We start from the raw sequence: 22007 nt of genomic DNA, 5'->3' as shown, positions 1-22007 counted from the left end.
TCTTTCGGGATTTCCGACAACTTGGCTCTTGATATCGAATTGCCCGTCGCTCCGGCCCTCCGCCGATTTGCGGCCGGCAGAGGGCATCGGGACGCGAGCGGGTGCGGCAGTCTCAACCCTCCCCTTGTGGGGAGGGTGGCCGGCAGGCGGGAGGTTTTTTGCCGGACAAAAAGCCCTCCCTGCACGGAAACCGCGCTACTCGGCCGCCTCCGCATAGGCTTCCAGCGGCGGGCAGGTGCAGACGAGGTTGCGGTCGCCATAGACATTGTCGACGCGGTTGACCGGGGACCAGTATTTGTCGACTCGGAAGGCGCCCGGCGGGTAGCAGGCCTGTTCGCGGGAATAGGGGCGGTCCCATTCGCCGACCAGGTCTTCGACCGTGTGCGGGGCGTTCTTCAGCGGGTTGTTCAAGCGGTCCATGCGGCCATCCTCGATGGCGCGGGCTTCCTCGCGGATCGCCAGCATCGCTTCGCAGAACCGGTCGATCTCGGCCTTGGTCTCCGATTCGGTCGGTTCGATCATCAGCGTGCCGGCGACCGGCCAGCTCATGGTCGGGGCGTGGAAACCGCAGTCGATCAGGCGTTTTGCGACGTCGTCGACGCTGACACCGGCCGAGACGTTGAGCGGGCGGGTGTCGATGATGCATTCATGGGCGACGCGGCCTGCCTGCGACTTGTAGAGCACGTCATAGGCGCCCTTCAGTCGCGCGGCGATATAGTTGGCGTTGAGGATCGCCACCTTGGTCGCCTGGGTGAGACCTTCACCGCCCATCATCAGGCAGTAGGACCAGGAGATCGGCAGGATCGACGGCGAGCCGAAGGGGGCCGCCGAAACTGCACCCTCACGGCCGTCCGTCGCCGGGTGTCCGGGGAGATGTGCCGCCAGATGTGACTTGACGCCGATCGGACCCATGCCCGGACCGCCGCCGCCATGCGGGATGCAGAAGGTCTTGTGGAGGTTGAGGTGGGAGACGTCGGAGCCGATGTCACCGGGCCGGGATAGGCCGACCATGGCGTTCATGTTGGCGCCGTCGAGATAGACCTGGCCGCCGTGGGCATGGGTGATCTCGCAGATCTCGCGCACGGTTTCCTCGAAGACGCCGTGGGTCGAGGGGTAGGTGATCATGCAGGCCGAGAGGTTCTCGGCATATTGTTCAGCCTTGGCGCGGAAATCGTCGATGTCGATATCGCCGTTGTCGCGGACCTTGACGACGACCACTTTCATGCCGACCATCTGGGCCGAGGCCGGGTTGGTGCCGTGCGCGGAGGTGGGAATGAGGCAGACGTCGCGGTGGGTGTCGCCCTTGGCGATGTGGTAGTTGCGGATGGTGAGCAGGCCCGCATATTCCCCTTGCGCGCCGGAATTCGGCTGCAGGGAAAAGGCGTCGTATCCCGTGATCTGGCAGAGCTTTTGCGACAGATCGTCGATCATCTCCTTGTAGCCGAGCGCCTGGTCCGCCGGCACGAAGGGGTGGATGTCGGCAAATTCCGGCCAGGTGATCGGCAGCATTTCGGCCGTTGCATTGAGTTTCATGGTGCAGGAGCCGAGCGGGATCATCGCCCGGTCGAGCGCCAGGTCCCGGTCCGAGAGCCGGCGGATATAGCGGGTCATCTCGCTCTCGGCGCGGTTCATGTGGAAGATCGGGTGGGTCATGTAGTCGGATTTGCGCAAGAGCGCGGTCGGCAGGCGCCAGGTGGGCTCGAAATCCGAAACCTTGAAATTGCCGCCGAAGGCACGCCAGACGGCTTCAAGGGTGGCAGGCCTTGTGCGCTCGTCGAGCGACATGCCGATGCGGGTTTCGCCGACCTTGCGCAGGTTGACGCCCTCGGCGACCGCGGCGCGCATGATCAGGCCCTGCATGTGGCCGACCTCGACGGTGATGGTGTCGAAGAAGGTGTCGGGTTCGATCGTATACCCAAGCTTTTCGAGGCCCTTGGCCATCAGCACGGCCTTGCGGTGGACCTGCTGGGCGATGGCCTTCAGCCCGTCCGGGCCGTGAAAGACACCGTACATGGAGGCCATGACGGCCAGCAGGACCTGGGCGGTGCAGATGTTCGAGGTCGCTTTTTCGCGGCGGATATGCTGTTCGCGGGTCTGAAGCGACAGGCGATAGGCGCGGTTGCCGCGGCTATCGACCGAGACGCCGACCAGGCGGCCGGGCATGGCGCGCTTGTGGGCATCCTTGACCGCCATATAGGCCGCATGCGGGCCGCCGTAACCAACCGGCACGCCGAACCGCTGGGAGGAGCCGATGGCGATATCCGCGCCCATCTCGCCGGGGGATTTGAGCAGCGTCAGCGCCAAAGGATCGGCGGCGACGGCGGCGACGGCGCCGGTCTGATGCAGGCGGGAGATCAGGCCGGTGAAATCGCGGACATGGCCGTTGGTGCCCGGATACTGGAAGATCGCGCCGAACACGTCGACCGGGTCGAGATCGGTCATCGGGTCGCCGATGATGACGCTCCAGCCGAGCGGGGCGGCGCGGGTTTCGATGAGGGCAATTGTCTGCGGGTGGCAGGCGGCGTCGACGAAGAAGGCGGTCGCCTTCGACTTCGCCTGGCGCTGGCAGAGCGCCATGGCTTCGGCGGCGGCGGTCGCCTCGTCGAGCAGCGAGGCGTTGGCGACGTCGAGGCCAGTCAGGTCGCAGATCATCGTCTGGAAATTGAGGAGCGCCTCGAGGCGGCCCTGGCTGATTTCCGGCTGGTAGGGCGTGTAGGCCGTGTACCAGGCGGGGTTTTCGAGGATGTTGCGCTGGATGACTGGCGGCGTGATAGTGCCGTAATAACCCTGGCCGATCAGGGAGACGAGCGCCTTGTTGCGGTTGGCAGTGTCGCGCAGCTTGTCGAGCGCCTCGCGTTCGGTCAGCGCCGGTCCCCAGGCAAGCGGCGCCGTCTGGCGGATCGAGGATGGCACGGTGGCGTCGATCAGGGCGTCGAGGCTCTTGTAGCCGACCACCTTCAGCATCTCGGCCATTTCGGCCGGCGAGGGGCCGATATGGCGGCGGTTGGCGAAGTCGTAGGGCTGATAGTCGGTGAAATGGAAATCGGTGCTGTCGGTGGTCATGCGATCAGTTCCCGGTAGGCGGCCTCGTCGAGCAGCGCGTCGGCGTCGGCGGCGGTCTTGAGCTTCAGCTTGAAGAACCATCCTGCTCCTTGAGGATCGGAATTGACGATCGAGGGATCGTCGACGATCGCCTGGTTGACCTCGGTGACTTCGCCGTCCAGCGGACAATAGACGTCGGAGGCGGCCTTGACGCTTTCCACGGTCGCGGCATTGCCGTCCTTGGTGAGTATGGCGCCCACTTCCGGCAGTTCCACGAAAACGAGGTCGCCAAGCTGTTCGGCAGCGTGAGAGGTGATGCCGACGGTTGCGACATCGCCGTCGAGCTTCAGCCATTCGTGTTCAGCGGTGAATTTCAGCATAGTTCTCTCCGGAGGATTATCGTTTGTAGGTGGGGGTGATGAAAGGCAGGGCGGAGACGGTGAGGGCTAAGTATTTGCCGCGCACCTCCGCGAAGATCTGGCAGCCGGGTTCGGCAAAGCGGGTCGGCACGTAGCCCATGGCGACGGGGCCTTCGACCGAGGGGCCGAAGGTGCCGGAGGTGACTTCGCCGAGTTCGGTCCTGCCCTCGGCATCGGCATAGAGTTTGGCATGGGCGCGGACGGGCGCCTTGCCCTCCGGCTTCAGGCCGACGCGGCGGCGGGTCGTGCCGTTCGCCAGTTCCTCGAGGATGCGGGCAGCGCCCGGAAAACCGCCGGCGCGGACGCCTCCGGTCCGGCGGGGCTTCTGGATCGCCCATTCGAGCGCAGCCTCGATCGGGGTGGTGGTCGTGTCGATGTCGTTGCCATAGAGGCAGAGGCCGGCTTCGAGACGCAGCGAATCGCGGGCGCCGAGGCCTATCGGCTGGCAGTGCAGGTCTTCGAGCAGCGCCTTGGCGATCTGCTCGGCCTGGTCTGCCGGAACCGAGATCTCGAACCCGTCCTCGCCGGAATAACCGGAGCGGGAGACGATGCAGTCGACATCGTGCAGAGACGCGTCGCGGACGTCCATGAACTTCATGGAGGTGACATCCGGCCAGAGAGCCGCCAGGACCGCTTCGGCGCGCGGTCCCTGGAGGGCGAGGAGCGCGCGGTCTTCAAGGAGTTCGACGTCGCAACTGGAAAGATGCGCCCGCAGATGGGCGAGGTCGGCGTCCTTGCAGGAGGCGTTGACGACGACGAACAGGTGATCGCCGCGATTGGTGATCATCAGGTCGTCAAGGATGCAGCCGTTGTCGTCGGTGAAGAAGCCGTAGCGCTGGCGACCGGGTTTCAGGCCGAGGATATCGACCGGCACCAGGCTTTCGAGCGCAAGTGCCGCATCCTCATAAGCGCCGGATTTCGCACGGATGACGACCTGACCCATGTGGGAAACGTCGAAAAGGCCGGCGGCGGTGCGCGTTTGCAGATGTTCCTTCAACACGCCGGCCGGATATTGCACTGGCATGTCGTAGCCGGCAAAGGGCACCATCCTGGCGCCGAGCGACAGATGGAGGGCGTGAAGCGGGGTTGTCTTGAGAACGGTCTGATCGTCCAAGGACGCCTCCAGGGTTGGCGCATTTCAAGCGCCGGCTCAGATTCAGGCGCAATGACGCACCGGTTTATGAGCCCCCTCTGTCCTTGTCGCCTGAGATTGTTATCCCTTCGGCGGGCCCTCTTCGGGCCTCTCTCCAGAGTTCCTGTCGGTCGACTGCTGGTCCTTTTGCCTGAGAGTTTCCGGGGCGGTTGCTCCTTCGGCACCGCATTGAAGCGGCTTCTCCCAGCGAGTCTGGGCGGCATTATCGGCCTCGAGCGCCATTTGGCAAGCCCTCCATGTCGCACCGAACACTATTTTTGTCGCAACGCAGCAAACGCGATTTGATCTAATGCAATGCGGGGTGAAATGGGTTCTGTATCACGCGACAAAAGGGCTTTTGCGCTTTATCGTGATTTGGATTATTCCCGCATCACTCGAACAGGCGAAACGATGACGGCAAGACTGGACATGGCGGCGACCTCAACGCGCATTTTCTGCGCGATGCTGCTGCTTTTGCTGGGATTTGCCCATCAGCCGGTGCAGGCTTCGGCGCCGCTCGATTCCTACAGCGAAGCCTATCGGTTGCCGGACGGCACATTTGCCGATATCTGTTCCGAAGGCGACCACGGCCATCAGATGCCGGCGGCAAAACCGCTCTGCGAAGTCTGCCTGCTCTCAGCATCGGTCATCCTGCCGCCGCCGGAGGATGAAGCCTTACTTGCGGCAGAGCGCGCGTCGCTTGCCAATCCCCTGCGCCAGTTTTCCGAACTTCTCGGTACGACCGCCGTCGCCCGGCCTAAATCCCGTGCTCCGCCGATCTCGATTTGATGTTTTAACGCTCTCAGATCAATCGCGGTCGACCGGCACAGATGCCGTCACCGTATGGGGATAATCCATGAAGACTTTCACCAAACTCGCTTTCCTCGGCATTTTCGCTGCGACCGGCATTATTATTGCGGGAGCGACGGCCGCTCAGGACGCGCCCGCCAAGCTCGGCGACCTGGAAGTGACGGGCGCCTTCACCAAGGCGATGCTTCCCGGCCAGCCGGTCGGCGGCGGTTATTTCACCATCAAGAACAACGGCAAATCCGACGACATGCTGGTCTCGGTCTCGTCGCCGGTCGCAGGCACCGTGGAGATGCACGAGATGGCGATGCAGGGCGAGGTAATGAAAATGCGCAAGCTCGATACCGGCATAGCCATCCCGGCAGGCAAGACCGTCGAACTGACGCCCGGCGGGCTGCACCTGATGTTCTTGAAGGTCAAGGAACCCTTCAAACAAGGCGGCAAGGTGCCGGTGACGCTGTCCTTCGAGAAAGCTGGGAAAGTGGATATCACGCTGCCGGTCGAGGCGGCGGGACCGGGCGGTCACGAACACAAGTGAGTTCGATAGAGCCCGCTCCCTGGAGCGGGCTCTTCGTTCCTAGCGCAGCAGTTTGAGGCTGCCGGTCAGCGACTTTATCCATTTCGAAGGGCCGGCGAGGCCAAGGCCGTCGATCTCTTCCTCCGCCAGGTCGCGATCCGGGAAGGTGGCTTCATAGTCCCGATAGTCGTGCAGCGATCTGGCGAAAGCCGGAAAGGGGACGATCACGTGGTCCTGCGGCGGCAACAGAGCCTTCAGCATCAAGGAGCGGATCGTCTCTGCCTGTGCCTGCAGGATCGGTACCGGCAGGGCGGAACTGATATCGATCGTCCGGCTTTCGCGATCGGTCAGCCGGCGGGCGGCAAGTGCCGGCATGCGCGCACCGAGGCCGACCGAGATGGCGCCGACCGTGTTGGCGACGAGGCCGAGCGGCAGGGCGGGGTTGACGATGATGGCGAGGCGGATGTCGTCGGTCATAGGCGGGCAGGGTATCCATCGGTGGAAGAGGACCTGCAACCTACTCCGGATTGGCCGGTCAATCCTGTCTTTTGCTTCCCGTTTTCGGCATTCTGCGGTAAGATTTACCTGAATGATGGGAAATATGGGTAGATTTTTATGGCGAACGACGTCGAGCCGGCGGACATACGAATTCTGGAAGCGTTGCAGGATGACGGCCGGCTGACCAATCAGGCGCTGGCCGACAAGGTCGGGCTTTCGACCTCCCCGAGTTGGCGGCGCGTGCGGCATCTCGAAGAGACGGGCGTCATCCAGGGATACAAGGCGGTGCTGGACCGAAAGGCGATCGGGCTCGGCGTGCTCGCCTTTATCCGCGTCAAGATAGATAGCCATAGCGAAGAGGAGGCGGAAGCGTTCGCGGCCGAGGTGATCGGCCTCGACGAGGTGGTCGCCTGCTACAGCATCGCGGGAGACGCGGATTTCCTGTTGCAGGTGGTCTCACCCGATCTCGATGCCTATGCGGATTTTGCCATGTCGACGTTGCGGCGATTGCCGCGCATCAAGGAAATGCAGACGACCTTCGTCCTCAAGGAGATCAAGGCTTTCGACGGCCTTCCGTTGCGTTTCGCTGACAAGCGAACCTAGGAAACCAACGGATTTGCCGGCCGTTTAGCGCATTCAGACTACTTGGCGCCGTGCGGACGACAACCGGAAGGGCTTTAGAAATTGCTTCGATACAACCTGATCGAGTTGTATCAATGAATCTTAACAGAAGTCCGCGATGAATACCGCCCAAGACCTCTCATCAAAGGTTTCGGCAATGGAACTGCGACGTTCTCGGGTGATTGCGGCGGCCGTTTTCCTCGGCCTGCTCGGGGCAATCATTCCGATTGCCGCGATGGTCTATATTTCGTGGGTCATCACGGTCGAGAAACAGCAGAACAATCTCGAGCGGATCGCGCAGCAGACGATCATGCGTGCGAGCAGGACGTTCGAGGATGCGCGGGCAGCGCTCGATTCGCTCGCCTATCCGCGTCTGGTACCCTGTTCGGACCAGCACATCGCCCGCATGCGGGTGATCGCCTTCAACACGCCCTCGGTCAAGGAAGTCGGTTATTTCGAGAACGGCCTGCTGAAATGCACCTCCTGGGGGATCGAGGAGCGCAAGGTCGACCGGCCGTGGATCGACTACATGACGCCCGACGGCGTGGAAGTGGCCACCCGCGTGCAGCCGGCGGTCAGCATGGGCAACCCGATGATGGCACTGCACTACGGCCCCTATAACGTACTGGTCGATCCTGCCCGTTTCGTCGACATCCTGGCAGATGCCGACATCTCGCTGGCGCTCGCCAACCGGCAGGGCATGCTGATCAACGAACTCAATTCCCCTGAAACGGCTCTCGTCAACGCGCTGATCGACGAGCCGAAGAACGGCATGACGTCCTCGGTGCTTTACGCGATAGCACGCGACAAAGGATTGATTGCGATCGCCATGGAGCCGCGCTCCAACCTTGGCGGCAGACTTCAGGCGGAACAGTTCCTGCTGCTGCCGGTCGGCGCCTTCATCGCCATCTTCATCGTCGGCGTCGTGATCTGGCTTTCCAGGAAGCGGCTGTCACCGCTCGGTGAACTGGTGATCGCGGTGCGCAAACGCGAATTCATCGTCCACTACCAGCCGATCATCGAACTGAAGACCGGCATCTGCGTCGGCGCGGAGGCCCTGGTGCGCTGGCGCAGGCCGGATGGATCGCTGGTGCGCCCGGATCTGTTCATCCCGCTTGCCGAGGAGAGCGGGCTCATTCTGCCGATTACCGATCAGGTCGTCGAGGCCGTCATCGCCGATCTCGGGGCGCTGCTCGCAGCCGACCGATCGCTGCATATCGCCATCAACCTCTGCGCCGACGATGTCACGTCCGGCCGTATTCTCGATGTTCTCGGCGACAAGCTCCCCAAGACGGAGATCGCGGCGGGGCAGATCTGGCTGGAGGCGACCGAACGCGGTTTCATCGATATCGAGGCGGCGCGGGCGACGCTGGCCCGGGCCCGAGAACGCGGTCATCTGGTGGCGATCGACGATTTCGGCACCGGATATTCGAGCCTGCAATATCTGCAGGGGCTGCCGATGGATGCGCTGAAGATCGACAAGTCCTTCGTCGACACGATCGGTCGCAACAGCGCCACCAGCTCGGTCACCGGCCATATCATCGAGATGGCGAAGACGCTCGACCTGCAGATCGTCGCCGAAGGCGTGGAGACGGAGGAGCAGGCCGACTATCTGAAGGCTCACGACGTGAGTTTCGGCCAAGGCTGGCTGTTTTCCAAACCGCTTCCGGCCGCGGATTTCATAGATTACCACCGAAACGCAAAAGCCCGCTCGGGGAGCGGGCAAAAGAATATCCGGTGCGTGGCGGCGTGAAACCTGCGGGAAGAGGTTCAGTCTTCCAGGTCGCGATAGGCTGACTGCGCCTGGGAGAAAGTCGCCTGCGGGTGATGCTGCTGGTCGGTCGTCAGCACATCGATCGAGACCGTCATGGCGGGAATCATAAATTCGATATCGCCGGGGTCGCCGGCATTTTCGGCGCGACGGGCATTGCGCTCGGAGTCGGCCTTGATGTCCTTGACCTGATCCTTGACGGAGAGGCGTCGTCCGGGCTTCAGCGCCTCGATGGCGAGCGCGGCGGTGTTCGCCGATATGGTGACCAGTTGTGTCATGGCGCCTGTCGCGTCTTTTCTCAGAATATGATAATTACGCCGGCCCTGATTTGTTCCCGTTTAAACAAAACGTGGGCATTTTATCGATTTGACGATTTCCGGTTTTGGCCTACAGAAAACTCCCATGAATAATATGCTTCTCGTCGCCATCGGGGGAGCCATCGGCTCTGTCTGCCGCTATATCGTCGGGTTCTGGGCGCTGCGCCTGTGGGGGGCTGCCTTTCCCTGGGGAACGCTTGCCGTCAACATCGCCGGCTCGTTCGCGATCGGCTTTCTCGCCGAACTCATCGTTCGACGGTACGATGCGTCACCCGAGATGCGGCTGCTGATCATCACCGGCTTTCTCGGCGGCTTCACGACGTTCTCGGCCTTTTCATTGGATGTCGTGTCGCTGCTGGAGCGGGGTGCGACCATGGTCGGCGTCACCTATGTCGTCGCGAGCGTGGCGATCTCGCTCGGTGCCGTCTTCGCCGGACTGGCGCTCGGGCGGGCAATGCTCTAAAGACCGGGCAAAGGCCGTTGGCCCACATCCAGATATGAAAGAGCTTTGATGGCAGGCATCGAGCATATCCGCGTCGAAGCGGACGAAGCGGGAATGCGTCTCGACCGCTGGTTCAAGATCCATTACCCGGGCCTCGGCTTCGGGCCGCTGCAGAAATTGCTGCGTTCCGGACAGGTGCGCGTAGACGGCGGACGGGTAAAATCCGACGCCCGCGTACAGCCGGGACAGACGGTGCGCATTCCGCCGATGGAGGTCGACGCCAAGAAGACCGGGCCGATCGCCGGCAAGGATCTCAAGCATTCCAGCGATTTCGAACTCTTGTCGCGCATGGTGCTGCACGAGGACGAGAAGGTGATCGTGCTCAACAAGCCGGCTGGCCTTGCCGTGCAAGGCGGATCGGGCGTCGCGCGCCATATCGACCAGATGCTCGACAGCTGGATCAGCCCGAAGGGCGAAAAGCCGAGGCTCGTCCACCGGCTCGACCGCGATACTTCAGGCGTGCTGGTGATTGCCCGCACCCGCGGTGCTGCGCAGAAGCTGACGGCCGCGTTTCGCGAGCGCGATACCAAGAAGACCTATTGGGCGCTGGTCAAGGGAGTGCCGCGCAAGCACGAGGACAAGATCTCCACCTGGCTGGTCAAGGAACAGACGCCGGATGGCGACCGCATGCGGATCGCCAGGCACGGCGAGGACGGCGCCGACCACGCGGTGTCCTATTACCGGGTGCTGGAAATGGCGGCGCAGACGCTCTGCTGGATGGAGATGGAGCCCTATACCGGCCGTACCCATCAGCTGCGCGTCCATGCGCTGCATATCGGCCATCCGATTATCGGCGACCCGAAATATTTCGACGACGATCACAACTGGGATTTTCCGGGCGGCATCCAGAAGAAGCTGCATCTGCACGCGCGCCATATCGACATTCCGCACCCGAACGGCGGACGGCTGAAGGTCACGGCACCTTTGCCGCCGCATATGGTGCAGAGCTGGAACCTTCTCGGGTTCGACATGGAAAACGGCCGCAGGGACGACGACGAATGAAACTGGTCCTTTTCGATTGCGACGGCACGCTGGTCGACAGCGCCAACCTGATCCACGAAACCATGCGCCGCACCTTTGCCCATTTCGGCAAGCCGGAGCCCAGGGTGGAAGACACCAAGGCGATCATCGGGCTGACGCTCGACATCGCGATTGCCCGCATGCAGGGCAAGCCGCATGCGGATGACGAAGCTGTCGAGATGATGGCCTATTACAAGACGCTGTTTGCCGTCGTGCGCCAGGACCTGGATTTCAAGGAACCATTGTTCGAAGGGATTCGCGAGCTGATCGACGCGATCGGACCGCGCGAGGACCTGCTGATCGGCGCGGTGACCGGAAAATCACGGCGCGGGCTGAAGCTTGTCATGGAGACGCACGGGTTCGACAAATATTTCGTCGTGTCGCGCACCGCCGACGACTGCCCGTCGAAGCCGCATCCGGCGATGGTGACCGAATGCTGCGACCAGACAGGCATTGAGCCTTCCGACACCCTTGTCATCGGCGACGCCATTTACGATATGCAGATGGCGAAGGCGGCCGGCGCTACGGCGATCGGCGTTGCCTGGGGTTACGCCTCCGTGGACGAGCTGAACAAGGCCGGAGCCGACGCGATCATCCATCATCCGAGCGAATTGCTGAGCCATATCGGCTGAGGTTTTATTTCCATGCGTGACATGTTTCCCGATCCATCCGAAGCGCTGAGCCACCCGGACCCGACGCGGCGGGCGCAGATCCAGATGCACAAGCCGCTGCCGAAGCGTTTCTACAAGGAAGTGTCGGTAACCGAGGGCGAGGGCGGCCATGCCATCCATCTCGACGGCCGGCCGGTCAGGACGCCCGCGAAGAACGGGCTCGTCGCTCCGACGGCCCGGCTTGCCGAACTGATCCGCGACGAGTGGGCCAATCAGGTGGATGTCATCGATCCGGGCACCATGCCGGTGACGCGGCTCGTCAACACCGCGATCGACGGTATCGCCACCGACCGCCAAGCGGTATTCGAGGATATCCTGCGGTTCTCTTCGAGCGACATGCTCTGCTACCGTGCCGAAGCACCGGAAAACCTGGTGGCGCGCCAGAACGAGCTCTGGGATCCGATCGTCGACTGGGCCGCGAACGAACTCGGCGCGCGCTTCATCCTGGTCGAGGGCGTGATGCCGCAGGAGCAGCCGAAGGAAGCGACCGCCGCCTTTGCCGTGACGCTGAAGAAATACGACACGCCGATCGAACTTGCCGTGCTGCACACGGTGACGACGCTGACCGGCTCGGCGATCCTGGCGCTTGCGTTTGCGGAAGGCCGGCTCACCGCCGACGAGGCCTGGACGCTCGCCCATCTCGATGAGGACTGGACGAACGAACATTGGGGCGCGGACGCGGAAGCCGAGAACCGGCGCGCCAAGCGGCTCGAGGAAATGCGGGCGGCGACGGAAACTTTTCTTGCGTTGAGGCCCTCGGCTTAATCGTTCTCTAACCGTGTTCGTTGGAACATCTGAAGGTGCCGTTTTGCAGGTTCCTTCATGCTCCGTCGTCTCTCTCGTTTCTGTCTTATTGCTTTGACGGCCTTGCCGTTGATGTCGTTCCGCTTGGAACAGGCAAACACGGCGCAGGAAAAACTTCTCTACGACGTGCGCGGCGCCTTCGTGACCGCGCGGCCGGATGTGCCGAAGGGATTGGTGATCGCCACCGACATGCTGGTCGACGAGGCGATCCGCGCAACCACCAGGTCGATCGCCCTGCCGCGGACGATCATCTCGGTGCGAATAGACGAGATGTCGCACATGCCCATGCTGATCGGCAGCCGGCATGAGGCGAAGGTGACGGTACAGGCGATATCCGTGAACACCGGCGAACCAATCGCCAGGGGAACGTTCAAGACGTCGATCTACCTGCTGGACGGGGACACCGCGGACCGTGACCTCGCCGAAAAGATCGCCGACCGCATCGCCAGCGAATTCCGCCTCGACGGCCAGCGCCGCCCGACAATGGCGACGGCGCTGTTTCCGTGAGAGTTAGGCCAGCCGCTCCGCGTGCCAGCGCAGGTGATCCTCCATGAAGGTCGAGATGAAATAATACGAATGATCGTAGCGCTCGTGCATTCGCAGCGTCACGTCGATATCCGTTCCCTTGGCCGCTTCCTCAAACAGCCAGGGGCGCAGGCCGTTTTCGAGGAAGCCGTCGGCCTTGCCCTGGTCGATCAGGAATTCCGGAAAGCGCGCGCCGTCCTCGACCAGTGCGCAGGCGTCGTATTGCCGCCAGATTGAGCGGTCGGCGCCCAGATATTTCTCGAAGGCGGGCGCCGACCAGTCGGCGGTCGAGGGCTCGACGATCGGCGCGAAGGCGGAGCAGCTCTTGAAGCGGTCGGGGTTCCTGAGCGCGATCGTCATCGCGCCATGACCGCCCATCGAGTGGCCGAAAATGCCTTGGCGGTCCATGTCCATGCGAAAATGCTGGCTGACGAAATTCGGCAGTTCCTCGGTGATGTAGGTGTACATCTGGTAGTGCTCGGCCCAGGGCTTTTCCGTCGCATCGAGATAGAAGCCGGCGCCCTTGCCCATCTGCCAATTGGTGAGTTCGTCGGGTACGTCATTGCCGCGCGGGCTGGTATCCGGGCAGATGACGATCAGCCCGAGTTCCGCGGCCATCCGCCGGTATTCGCCTTTTTCCATGACATTGGCATGGGTGCAGGTGAGGCCCGAGAGATACCAGACAACCGGGCAGGGCGCTTTGATCGCCTGCGGGGGCACGAAGACGGCGAATGTCATCTCGCATTTGCAGGCTTCGGATTCATGCATGAACACGCCCTGCATGCCGCCGAAGGCGGTGTTCTGGGAAAGGACCTTCATCGATGCTCCTCGAAGATATCAGTTGCCCATCGACACGACGGCGTTGACGGCCGCGGCGACGAGAACGGTGTTGAAAAAGAAGGACACGACTGCATGCAGGAGATTGATGCGGCGCATGTCGGTCGTGGTGATCTGGACGTCCGATGTCTGGGCAGTCATGCCGATGACGAAGGAGAAATAGAGAAAATCGTAGGCGCCGGGCTCGTCGGTTTCGGGAAAGTCGAGGCCGCCTCGCTTCGCCTCATTCTCTTCGGCCTGCTCGTCCGGACGCCAGAAATTGTGGGCGTAATGCATGGCGAACATCGTGTGGATCGTCAGCCAGCCGAGCACGACGGATGCGAAGGCGAGGGAGACGGCGGCAAGGCCCGCAGGCTGCGAACGGTTCAGCGCTTCGAACAGCGAAACCACGGCGGCGGCAACGGCGAGCAAAGTCACCCCCAAGATGACCGGCGCGGGCTCGTCGTCGTTTTGACCTTTCTTTCTGAACGTGGCGCCATCGAGCTTCGGGATGCGGGCGGCCATCATGACGAGGTAGATCAGGAAGAAGACGATGACTGCAATGCCGGGTGCGAGTTCCGGCACATAGAAGATCAGGAACGGCAGGCAGGCAAGCGAGGCGATCGTGCCGGCAAAGAACGGTCCATGCCGATGATAGTTCAGTTTGTGCCAGGGGCTTGGCATCCGGGTTTCCCGATCGCTCACGAGGCTGATTTGGCGCGGCGGCAGAGCCTGTCCAGCGTTTCCAGGAATTTCGATCGGTCGCGCGGCGAAAAGGCGGCGTTATAGCCCTTGCTTTCGCCGGTTTCCCGCAAATGTGCCCCAAGATCGCGCATGGCGCTCGCCATGCCGATATTGGTCTCGTCGAAGACGCGGCCGGTCGGGCCGGTTACTAGCGCGCCGGCCGCAACACAGCGTACCGCCAGCGGCACGTCGGCGGTTATGACGATATCGGCGGCTCCGGCGCGTTCGGCGATCCAGTTGTCGGCGGCGTCGAAACCGGCGGAGACGATGACATTATGGACCATCGGGTCGCGGGACGGACGAAGGCCGGAATTGGCGACGAACGTCACTTCGAGGTTATGGCGTTCCGCGACTTTGAGGATCTCCGGCTTGACCGGACAGGCATCGGCGTCGACGTAGATCATGAATAGATACTCCGGCCCAATCCGGCGACCTCCCGCACGACGGGAGGCAGCGTAGCCCGCCCCAGCGGGCTACGCGCAGGATATGGCTCAGGCGACAGAGGTCGTCTGGTCGTCGACTGCTGCGCCGGGTACGTTTTTCTTGATCGATTCTATGGCCGAAACGGCGGAAGCCTTGGCCGAATACCCTTCCGAAGAGAACATCGCCTGGCCGTTCGAAGCCTTGAAGCGAAAACGGTATTCCCCGGCCTTGTCCTGGTAGATTTCGAACTTGTACATCTTCTGCGTTCCTCACATTAAACGGAGTTAAATCATAGGTCTATTCGCAGCATTGGAGCGTGTTCCGGAACGTGTCGGAACCGCGCTCAATAAATCACTACGCTGCGAATCGATTCGCCGCCATGCATCAGCTCGAAACCCTTGTTGATGTCCTCGAGCGGCATTGTGTGGGTGATCATCGGGTCGATCTCGATCTTGCCCTCCATGTACCAGTCGACGATCTTCGGCACGTCGGTGCGGCCGCGGGCGCCGCCGAAGGCCGTGCCCATCCAGGTGCGGCCGGTGACGAGCTGGAAGGGGCGGGTGGAAATTTCCTGACCGGAGCCGGCAACGCCGATCACCACCGACTTGCCCCAGCCGCGATGCGACGCTTCGAGCGCCTGGCGCATGACCTTCGTATTGCCGGTGCAGTCGAACGTGTAGTCGGCTCCGCCGATCTGGTCGGCGCCACGTTTCGTCAGGTTGACGAGATAGGGGACGATGTCGCCGTCGACTTCCTTCGGATTGACGAAATGGGTCATGCCGAAGCGTTCACCCCAGGCCTTCTTGTCGTTGTTCAGGTCCACACCGATGATCATGTCGGCGCCGGCAAGCCGCAGTCCCTGGATGACGTTCAAACCGATGCCGCCGAGGCCGAAGACGATGGCAGTAGCGCCGATCTCCACCTTGGCGGTGTTGATGACAGCGCCGATGCCGGTCGTCACGCCGCAGCCGATATAGCAGACCTTGTCGAAGGGGGCGTCCGGGTTGATCTTGGCAACCGCGATTTCCGGAAGGACCGTATAGTTCGCAAAGGTCGAGCAGCCCATATAGTGATGGATCTTGTCCTTGCCGATCGAGAAGCGCGAGGTGCCATCGGGCATCAGCCCCTGGCCCTGGGTGGAGCGGATGGCGGTGCAGAGATTGGTCTTGCGCGACAGGCAGGACGGGCATTCGCGGCATTCCGGCGTATAGAGCGGAATGACATGGTCGCCCTTCTTGACCGAGGTGACGCCGGGCCCGACGTCGACAACGATGCCGGCGCCCTCATGGCCGAGGATCGCCGGGAAGAGGCCTTCCGGATCGGCGCCGGACAGGGTGAAATCATCGGTATGGCAGATGCCGGTCGCCTTCACCTCGATCAGCACCTCGCCGGCGCGGGGGCCTTCGAGCTGTACGGTCATGACTTCGAGCGGTTTGCCAGCCTGAACGGCGACGGCGGCGCGGACATCCATGATGTTCTCCCTTGAGGCTTTATAGATTCGGCGCGACCTTGGCACAGGCGAGGGGGCCGGCTCAAGCCGGAACGAGCCGTTCGCGGTCGCATTTCGGTGAGCGGATCAAGGACCGATAAGCGGCACGTGCGGGGAGGTCGTGCGCGGCGCCAGGCCGGTCAGGCGCGGATCGTCGAGAACTTCGACCATCAGGGCGTAGGGCGTGAACCCGGACCGCTGATAGAACTGCATGGCGGCCGGGTGGTCGAAGTGGCAGGTATGCACCCAGAAACGGCGGATCGGATGCGCCCAGGCCCGCTGGATCGCCCAGTTCATCATGAAACGGCCTGCGCCCTTGCCGATCGCACCGGCGACGAGGCCGAAATAGACGAGCTCGCATTCGCCCTGCTCCCGGAAATCGAGCTCCAGGAGGCCGATGCGGCGGCCGCCGTCGAGAAGCACGTAGATCTCGACCTGCGGATCGTTGAGAACCGAGGCAAGTTCGTCGTCACTGATGACAAGCCGCGAGACCCACATCCAGTTCTCGCCGACCGCCCGGAACAGCGCGCGGTATTCGTCGGGAGCAGGAGACTGCCAGCGTTCCAGGGTAAGCGTGTCCGGCGCCGCCGCGGTTTTCCTGCGCGGCTTCTCGAACATTTCGAGGCAGGTCACGACGGTGGCAATCTTGCCCGGAGGTACGGCGGAATAGCCGGACGGCAGTGTGGGATTTTCGCTTTTCATGTAACCTTTTGAGCCGCTTGGCGGGCTGAAGTCAATGGGCAGAGACGTCGATGGCGAGTGTGTCGAGGGCGGGTGATCAACCGAACAGGCGGTCGCAGGCGTAGACAAGACCGTAGGAATGGATGGCGACCGCGGCATAGAGGCCGAGGCCCGCCATCAAACGCTCGCCGGGATGCATTTGCTCAAGGGTTTCGCGCGGCTTGACGGACGAAAAGCCGATCAAGCTCATCAGCGTGAACACGGCAAGTGCCGCGATCAAGGCGGTGGAGGACAGCCCGATCCGGTAGCCGACCCACAGCATCAAGAGCGTAATCCCGAAACTGCCGGCGACGAGCAGGCTGCGGGTCGGAAAGATCTGCCTCAGCACCCTGCCGCCGTCGAAGCGGTACATCGGCAGGAGATTGAGGAGGTTGAAGGCACCTAATATCAGCAGGAAGACCAGCGCCGGTTGCCGCAGCGACGAAGAAAACAGGTGGGTGGCCGAGAGATCGTGGACGGAAATCATCACCGGTACGAGAAAGGCGGACATGCCTGCGCCCATGAGCGCGCAGGTGGCGACTTCGAAGCGGCTGTTGTAGGGCCGACCGCCGATAGCGATGCCTCCAAGAAGCGGAACGAAGATCATCCTGACCCTCTCATGCCCGAAGGCGCGATAGGCGGCCATGTGCCCCAGTTCGTGCAGCACGATGACCACCGTCAGAATTGTGGAGATCGTCAGACCTGCCGCAGTCAGCCCGAAAAAGGGCCAGAGCAGCAGCGTCGAGAGGAGCGCCAGGACTATCTGGGTGAGCGGATGTTCGATCATGCCGCCTGTTTTCGGCCGGCCGTTTTTCAGCCAGGAAGTCAGCGACGAGAGCTCGCGGCGGATCATGAAATAACGAAACAGGTAAACCGCAAGGCCGCGATAGTTGTCCGTCTGGGCAAGGGTGATCGTGGAACCGCCAGGCGCGGCCGACACGGCGCGGTATTCCTCGAAGTTGCGCCAGAAAGAAATGTCGAGCGCGGTGTCGTCCACCACGCGTGCACGGCTCTCATAGCTGAGCTGGGCACTATCGACAGTTTCCTCCACCTTGAAGACCCGCCGGATCGGCGCACCATGGCGATCGGGATGGCTGTAGGCGATCTCTATCCCGCCGCGGTTCCTTTCCATCCCTGAGGAGAGGATCGAAGGGTTCCAACTCGCCTCTTCGCCGCCGGGGTGAAAGGCGCGCCAGAGACGTTCCGGAGCGATTTCAAGCGTCCGATGCAGCGTGATGGTGCGGCGGCCGACGGGTGCTGCCATCAGCAGCCAGAGCAGGCCGAGATTGATCGTCAGCAACAGGACGGCGGAGACAATGGGCGTCATATCGACCTCGGGAGCCTGTCGGCTCGCGATTGGCCGATCATCACGAACACCATTAGGCCGATTGATTTTCCAGGGGGTTTAGCCGATCGCTAAAATGCGAACGAGCGGGCACGCGGGGCATTGCCACCCGTTGTTCGTCAGGCTGCTATCTCTTGCGTCAGACGATGCCCGGCATCGGTCACCAGCCAGGGACCGGAGCGCAACACTTCCTTCGGCCTTTCATAGGTCGCCACCGCCGCGATCATCTCCTGCCAGACGGGATGATGGGCTCTAGCATCGGCCAGTTCGTCGATCCCGCGCAGGACCAGCGCTTCGATCGGCGAGAGCATCAGCCGGCCTCGCTCCATCGCGCCGCGCAGCACCCGCCAGATATAGGTGAGATCAAAGGCTGTGATGGCAGGAGAGGCGGGGCGGGCGGCATGATAGGCGCCGCGCGCGCCGGGCTCGAGGGCCAGGCGAACCTGGTCGAGCGCAAAGGCCGAGAGGCTCTCCGGCACCTCGGACGCCACTTCCATCGCATGCAGCAGCAATTCGAGCTCCAGTGCGGAACGAACAGCTCCGTCGGCGGCGATCGTGCGCATCAGCCAGCCAGCCTTTGCGTCGTCGATGCGCCCCTTCGGCTCTGTGCCATGCACGAGATATGCAGTCAGGCTTTCGACGAAATAGGTCGACCATTCGGGGCTTTGTTCGGGACAAGAATCATTCAGCGCAAAAAGGGCGAGCGCATCTTCGGAGGAGCAAATGCCGTCCGGGAACGCATATTTGCGCAGCATCAAAATATCGTCGGCCACAATCCGACCCTTCCCGGCGATGACACATGCCGGAAAAGAAAAGCGGAACCCGCTCATCTTCATTTCTCCGTTTCATCATGAAACTGAATGTGGGGGATAAATGAGAGAAGTTGAGAGGCAGAAAAGAAGCGCGGTTAATCGGCCGAAAACAAGGCCGTCAAACAGTTTCGAGCTGCTTCGATTTGGAACGCTCCCGCCAGATGATAAACAGGCCGGAGGCGACGATGACGGCGATGCCGAGCCATTTGGAGGCGGTCGGGAAGTCGCCGAACAGGGCGTAACCGAGCACGGTCGCCGAGATGATCTCGAAATACTGGAAGGGTGCCAGCAGTGAAAGCGGCGCCAGCCGGAAGGCCCGCACCACGAGCAGATGCATGTAGCCCGAAATGGAGCCGAGCAGCATCAGCAGGATGAGACCGAGCCAGGACGCGGGGAGCGACGGCGCGAAGTCCGCGGCCCCGGCGTTATCTCCGGCTACAAGCGCCGCCGCCATGAACAGCGTGCCGCCGACGCCTGCCATGGTCTGCATGACCAGCGGCGAGTCGGCCTCGCCGATCGCGCGGTTGAGGAACAGGTAGAGCGTGTAGAGGAAGGCGCAGGCGACCGGCAGAAGCGCCGTCCAGCCGAAGATCGCATAGCTCGGCTGGATGACGATCATGGCGCCGCCGAAACCGACGACGATCGCCAGCCACCGCCGCCAGCCGACCTTTTCCCGCAAAAAGATCGCCGACATCATGGTGAGCATGAAGGGCTCGACGAAATAGATGGCGAAGACATCGGCGAGCGGCATGTATTTGACCGCCGCGAAGAACATCAGGCTGGCGGCCGCATGCAGCACGCCGCGCAGCAGGTTCATCCACGGGCGTTTCGGCCGGAAGATGGCGGCCCCGGTGAAGACGACGAGCGGCAGGATGCAGACGAGCTGAAAGAAGAACCTGTAGAATGTCACCTGAGCGGGCGACATCGCCTCGAAGGTCGCCATGTATTTGGCGATGGCATCCATCAACGGCAGGATGACCATGCAGGTGGCCATGATGGCCATGCCCTTCAGCGGATTTTCAGGTGTGGAAGAGGGCATGCCCGGCACTTTCGAGGAACCAGGTTCTTCAACCACAGCGGGCGGCAATGTTCAAGCCAAGATCAGGTTACAGCCGTTTCGGAAACCGAGGCGCCGAAGATTTCCTCGAAAGCTTCACGCAGGCGCATATCCACGTCGGCCATCATCACCGGAAGGCCGAGATCGACGAGGCTGGTCACGCCGTAAGCGCTGATCCCGCAGGGCACGATGCCGGTGAAATGCGAGAGGTCCGGTTCGACATTGAGGGAGAGGCCGTGGAAGCTGACCCAGCGGCGCAGGCGGATGCCGAGCGCGGCAATCTTGTCCTCCGCCATCGAACCGTCCGGCAGAAGCGGCTTTTCCGGCCGGCGCACCCAGACGCCGACGCGGTCCTCGCGCCGCTCGCCGCGCACGTTCATCATGTCGAGGGTGCGGATTATCAACTCCTCGAGCGCCGCCACATAGGCGCGCACGTCCTGGCGACGGCGTTTGAGATCCAGCATCACGTAAGCGACGCGCTGGCCGGGACCATGATAGGTGTATTCGCCACCGCGGCCTGTGGAAAACACCGGAAACCGGTCCGGCTCGATCAGGTCGGCGGCGTCGGCGCTGGTGCCGGCGGTATAGAGCGGCGGGTGTTCGAGCAGCCAGACGAGCTCGTCGGCGCGGCCATCGGCGATCGCCGCCACCTCACGCTCCATCTCGGCCACCGCCTCCACGTAAGGAACGAGTCCATCGGAGATTCGCCAGCGCACTGGCGGGGAGCCCGTTTGCGGCAGCATGGACAGATTGAGGTCGGTGCGTGTGAGCATGGAAAATCTTCTGGCAAAAACAAAAGGGTGCGGCAAGGGCCTGGTTTCCGGCCCGGTTTATATAGGCATTCACACCTGGAATTTTTATCCTTCAAAAATCTGTCACGGCGCACTTGTGCACCCCAAATGCTTTTGCTACATGCAGCCCCGCCGGCGCAAGTCGGCATCTACCACGATGCGGTCGTGGCGGAATTGGTAGACGCGCAGCGTTGAGGTCGCTGTGTCGCAAGACGTGGAAGTTCGAGTCTTCTCGACCGCACCAAAATAAAAACCCGCTTCGGCGGGTTTTTTGTTGCCCGGATGAAATTGCATCTAGAAAACTGAGCGACCGACCTGCCGCTCCTATGGCAAAACATCGAGCTATATAGCGCATTGCCGATGAATCGCCGGCCGGTGTTCACGCAGGCGACACCTGTCGTCCGACGCCTAGACTTTCAACGCGACTGATTTACTCGGACGACCTTGAAGCACGGGGGCAGCGAGACGTAATCAATCGGAACTGCGGCGTGCATATTTTCAAAGATCGTCACGGTTACTTCTGCGTCGCGTCCCGCTTGGCGCAAACGCGCTAGGGCGCTGAACGACGTGTTCTTACCCGATTGAAACGACTTCCCGTCCCCGTGAAAGCGATCAACCAGTCGTCCCGAATCTTTAGCGAGAACGACTGTGTCTGCTCCGTACATCGCGTGCTCGAAATCGTGGTCTTCCGTGCCGAACAGTTGAAACGGGTCATAGTCGTTGTAGATTATCAGAACGGTCGGCTTCCCGCCCTTAGACGCGGCTTGTATTTGCCTCTTGCTCTTGGTGATTCTATCTCGGATGAATTTGCCGACCTCCCCACTGTGAACCATCTCATCCGCCCAATTTCGGCCAGCCTCAATCTGCTTTAGCTCGAAAATGATCTCCGCCTCACCGATTGTCACGCCGTAGTCTGGCGTCGAGACGCCCCGTTCGGCTGAGATTGCCCGAAAGGGCAGACTGTTTGACACTAACCATGTCTCGAATAGTGTCTCGGATCGGGTCTTGGACATGGGTTTTCGCAGAATCATCCAGGGTTGGTGGCCGGTAGTGACATCTTCCGGCGCGAAGACGATAGGCGTATGGTTTGCGACGCCTCGTTTTATGTCTTACCTACCCCTCTTACCATACTCATCTGGAGTGGTCCCGCCCGCGCCGTATCGC

25 protein-coding genes, 1 tRNA gene and 2 riboswitches are annotated in these 22007 nt (G+C 62.0%); of the genes, 10 read left to right on the top strand and 16 right to left on the bottom strand.

Going from position 1 to position 22007, the window contains the following annotated elements; translation table 11 throughout:
* Positions 1–195 precede the first annotated feature (195 nt).
* From gcvP to gcvT, 3 genes are read right to left on the bottom strand one after another with little or no spacing between them, the layout of a single operon-like run.
* A complete protein-coding gene (gene gcvP, locus RG540_RS09445; protein WP_038587093.1) occupies positions 196–3063 on the bottom strand; it encodes an aminomethyl-transferring glycine dehydrogenase in 2868 nt (955 codons plus the stop codon).
* Entirely contained in the window at positions 3060–3422 is a 363-nt protein-coding gene (gcvH, locus tag RG540_RS09440) for a glycine cleavage system protein GcvH (protein ID WP_038587091.1), read from the bottom strand. The genes gcvP and gcvH overlap by 4 nt, the downstream gene beginning before the upstream one ends.
* A 16-nt stretch (positions 3423–3438) precedes the next feature.
* On the bottom strand, positions 3439–4575 hold the full coding sequence (gene gcvT, locus RG540_RS09435; RefSeq protein ID WP_038587088.1) for a glycine cleavage system aminomethyltransferase GcvT: 1137 nt from the start codon (positions 4573–4575) through the stop codon (positions 3439–3441).
* 67 nt (positions 4576–4642) lie between these two features.
* A riboswitch (glycine riboswitch) is annotated at positions 4643–4722 on the bottom strand.
* A riboswitch (glycine riboswitch) is annotated at positions 4723–4810 on the bottom strand.
* Between the two features lie 194 nt (positions 4811–5004).
* On the opposite strand from gcvT, the gene RG540_RS09430 reads away from it, so the two are divergent.
* Together RG540_RS09430 and RG540_RS09425 are read left to right on the top strand one after the other, a co-directional pair.
* Positions 5005–5382 (top strand): hypothetical protein, encoded by a 378-nt coding sequence (locus tag RG540_RS09430; protein ID WP_051909304.1) that lies wholly within the window; start codon positions 5005–5007, stop codon positions 5380–5382.
* A gap of 67 nt (positions 5383–5449) precedes the next feature.
* Positions 5450–5938, top strand: a complete 489-nt coding sequence (locus tag RG540_RS09425) for a copper chaperone PCu(A)C (RefSeq protein ID WP_038587087.1) — start codon at positions 5450–5452, stop codon at positions 5936–5938.
* A gap of 39 nt (positions 5939–5977) precedes the next feature.
* Here RG540_RS09425 and RG540_RS09420 read toward each other — a convergent pair whose 3' ends face one another.
* On the bottom strand, positions 5978–6394 hold the full coding sequence (locus RG540_RS09420) for a DUF2000 domain-containing protein (RefSeq protein ID WP_038587085.1): 417 nt from the start codon (positions 6392–6394) through the stop codon (positions 5978–5980).
* 138 nt (positions 6395–6532) lie between these two features.
* On the opposite strand from RG540_RS09420, the gene RG540_RS09415 reads away from it, so the two are divergent.
* Positions 6533–7018, top strand: a complete 486-nt coding sequence (locus tag RG540_RS09415; protein WP_038587083.1) for an Lrp/AsnC family transcriptional regulator — start codon at positions 6533–6535, stop codon at positions 7016–7018.
* Between the two features lie 175 nt (positions 7019–7193).
* The gene (locus tag RG540_RS09410) at positions 7194–8789 is read left to right on the top strand and encodes an EAL domain-containing protein (RefSeq protein ID WP_038587081.1); all 1596 of its coding nucleotides are present in this window, start codon (positions 7194–7196) and stop codon (positions 8787–8789) included.
* A 17-nt stretch (positions 8790–8806) separates the two neighbouring features.
* Here the strand turns inward: RG540_RS09410 and RG540_RS09405 are convergent, their stop codons facing one another.
* On the bottom strand, positions 8807–9085 hold the full coding sequence (locus RG540_RS09405; RefSeq protein ID WP_038587077.1) for a hypothetical protein: 279 nt from the start codon (positions 9083–9085) through the stop codon (positions 8807–8809).
* A gap of 124 nt (positions 9086–9209) precedes the next feature.
* On the opposite strand from RG540_RS09405, the gene crcB reads away from it, so the two are divergent.
* The 5 genes from crcB to RG540_RS09380 all read left to right on the top strand — a co-directional run bounded on the left by crcB (position 9210) and on the right by RG540_RS09380 (position 12628).
* Positions 9210–9587, top strand: a complete 378-nt coding sequence (crcB, locus tag RG540_RS09400; RefSeq protein ID WP_038587074.1) for a fluoride efflux transporter CrcB — start codon at positions 9210–9212, stop codon at positions 9585–9587.
* Between the two features lie 48 nt (positions 9588–9635).
* On the top strand, positions 9636–10628 hold the full coding sequence (locus RG540_RS09395) for an RluA family pseudouridine synthase (RefSeq protein ID WP_038587071.1): 993 nt from the start codon (positions 9636–9638) through the stop codon (positions 10626–10628).
* A complete protein-coding gene (locus RG540_RS09390; RefSeq protein WP_038587068.1) occupies positions 10625–11278 on the top strand; it encodes an HAD family hydrolase in 654 nt (217 codons plus the stop codon). Before RG540_RS09395 ends, RG540_RS09390 begins: the two co-directional genes overlap by 4 nt.
* A gap of 12 nt (positions 11279–11290) precedes the next feature.
* Positions 11291–12082 (top strand): ATP12 family chaperone protein, encoded by a 792-nt coding sequence (locus RG540_RS09385; RefSeq protein ID WP_038587065.1) that lies wholly within the window; start codon positions 11291–11293, stop codon positions 12080–12082.
* Positions 12083–12193: 111 nt separating this feature from the next.
* Positions 12194–12628 (top strand): hypothetical protein, encoded by a 435-nt coding sequence (locus tag RG540_RS09380; protein WP_155414638.1) that lies wholly within the window; start codon positions 12194–12196, stop codon positions 12626–12628.
* Positions 12629–12631: 3 nt separating this feature from the next.
* Here the strand turns inward: RG540_RS09380 and fghA are convergent, their stop codons facing one another.
* The 10 genes from fghA to lipB all read right to left on the bottom strand — a co-directional run bounded on the left by fghA (position 12632) and on the right by lipB (position 20825).
* Positions 12632–13465: an S-formylglutathione hydrolase gene (gene fghA, locus RG540_RS09375; RefSeq protein ID WP_038587060.1), complete on the bottom strand. Its 834-nt coding sequence runs from the start codon at positions 13463–13465 to the stop codon at positions 12632–12634.
* 18 nt (positions 13466–13483) lie between these two features.
* Entirely contained in the window at positions 13484–14146 is a 663-nt protein-coding gene (locus tag RG540_RS09370; protein WP_038587057.1) for a DUF1345 domain-containing protein, read from the bottom strand.
* Between the two features lie 17 nt (positions 14147–14163).
* Positions 14164–14610 carry a YaiI/YqxD family protein gene (locus RG540_RS09365; RefSeq protein WP_038587054.1) on the bottom strand — a complete coding sequence of 149 codons (447 nt, stop codon included), beginning with the start codon at positions 14608–14610 and terminating at the stop codon, positions 14164–14166.
* Positions 14611–14697: 87 nt separating this feature from the next.
* A complete protein-coding gene (locus RG540_RS09360) occupies positions 14698–14886 on the bottom strand; it encodes a YegP family protein (protein ID WP_038587050.1) in 189 nt (62 codons plus the stop codon).
* An 86-nt stretch (positions 14887–14972) separates the two neighbouring features.
* Positions 14973–16100, bottom strand: coding sequence for an S-(hydroxymethyl)glutathione dehydrogenase/class III alcohol dehydrogenase (locus tag RG540_RS09355; protein ID WP_038587048.1), 1128 nt, complete (start codon positions 16098–16100; stop codon positions 14973–14975).
* A 105-nt stretch (positions 16101–16205) separates the two neighbouring features.
* On the bottom strand, positions 16206–16820 hold the full coding sequence (locus RG540_RS09350; protein ID WP_038587045.1) for a GNAT family N-acetyltransferase: 615 nt from the start codon (positions 16818–16820) through the stop codon (positions 16206–16208).
* 76 nt (positions 16821–16896) lie between these two features.
* A complete protein-coding gene (locus RG540_RS09345) occupies positions 16897–18165 on the bottom strand; it encodes a zinc metalloprotease (RefSeq protein ID WP_038587041.1) in 1269 nt (422 codons plus the stop codon).
* Positions 18166–18302: 137 nt separating this feature from the next.
* A complete protein-coding gene (locus tag RG540_RS09340; protein ID WP_157884604.1) occupies positions 18303–18956 on the bottom strand; it encodes a hypothetical protein in 654 nt (217 codons plus the stop codon).
* A 157-nt stretch (positions 18957–19113) separates the two neighbouring features.
* Entirely contained in the window at positions 19114–20034 is a 921-nt protein-coding gene (locus RG540_RS09335) for a DMT family transporter (RefSeq protein ID WP_038587038.1), read from the bottom strand.
* Between the two features lie 62 nt (positions 20035–20096).
* Positions 20097–20825 (bottom strand): lipoyl(octanoyl) transferase LipB, encoded by a 729-nt coding sequence (gene lipB / locus RG540_RS09330; RefSeq protein WP_038587035.1) that lies wholly within the window; start codon positions 20823–20825, stop codon positions 20097–20099.
* 177 nt (positions 20826–21002) lie between these two features.
* Between lipB and RG540_RS09325 the strand changes: the two genes are divergently transcribed.
* Positions 21003–21087 (top strand) — tRNA-Leu (locus tag RG540_RS09325).
* Between the two features lie 172 nt (positions 21088–21259).
* Here RG540_RS09325 and RG540_RS09320 read toward each other — a convergent pair.
* The gene (locus tag RG540_RS09320; protein WP_038587031.1) at positions 21260–21856 is read right to left on the bottom strand and encodes a hypothetical protein; all 597 of its coding nucleotides are present in this window, start codon (positions 21854–21856) and stop codon (positions 21260–21262) included.
* Between the last annotated feature and the right edge of the window lie 151 nt (positions 21857–22007).

The organism is Neorhizobium galegae bv. orientalis str. HAMBI 540 (genome assembly GCF_000731315.1).
Taxonomy (GTDB): domain Bacteria; phylum Pseudomonadota; class Alphaproteobacteria; order Rhizobiales; family Rhizobiaceae; genus Neorhizobium; species Neorhizobium galegae.
This window is presented reverse-complemented; position numbering and strand designations above follow the sequence as displayed.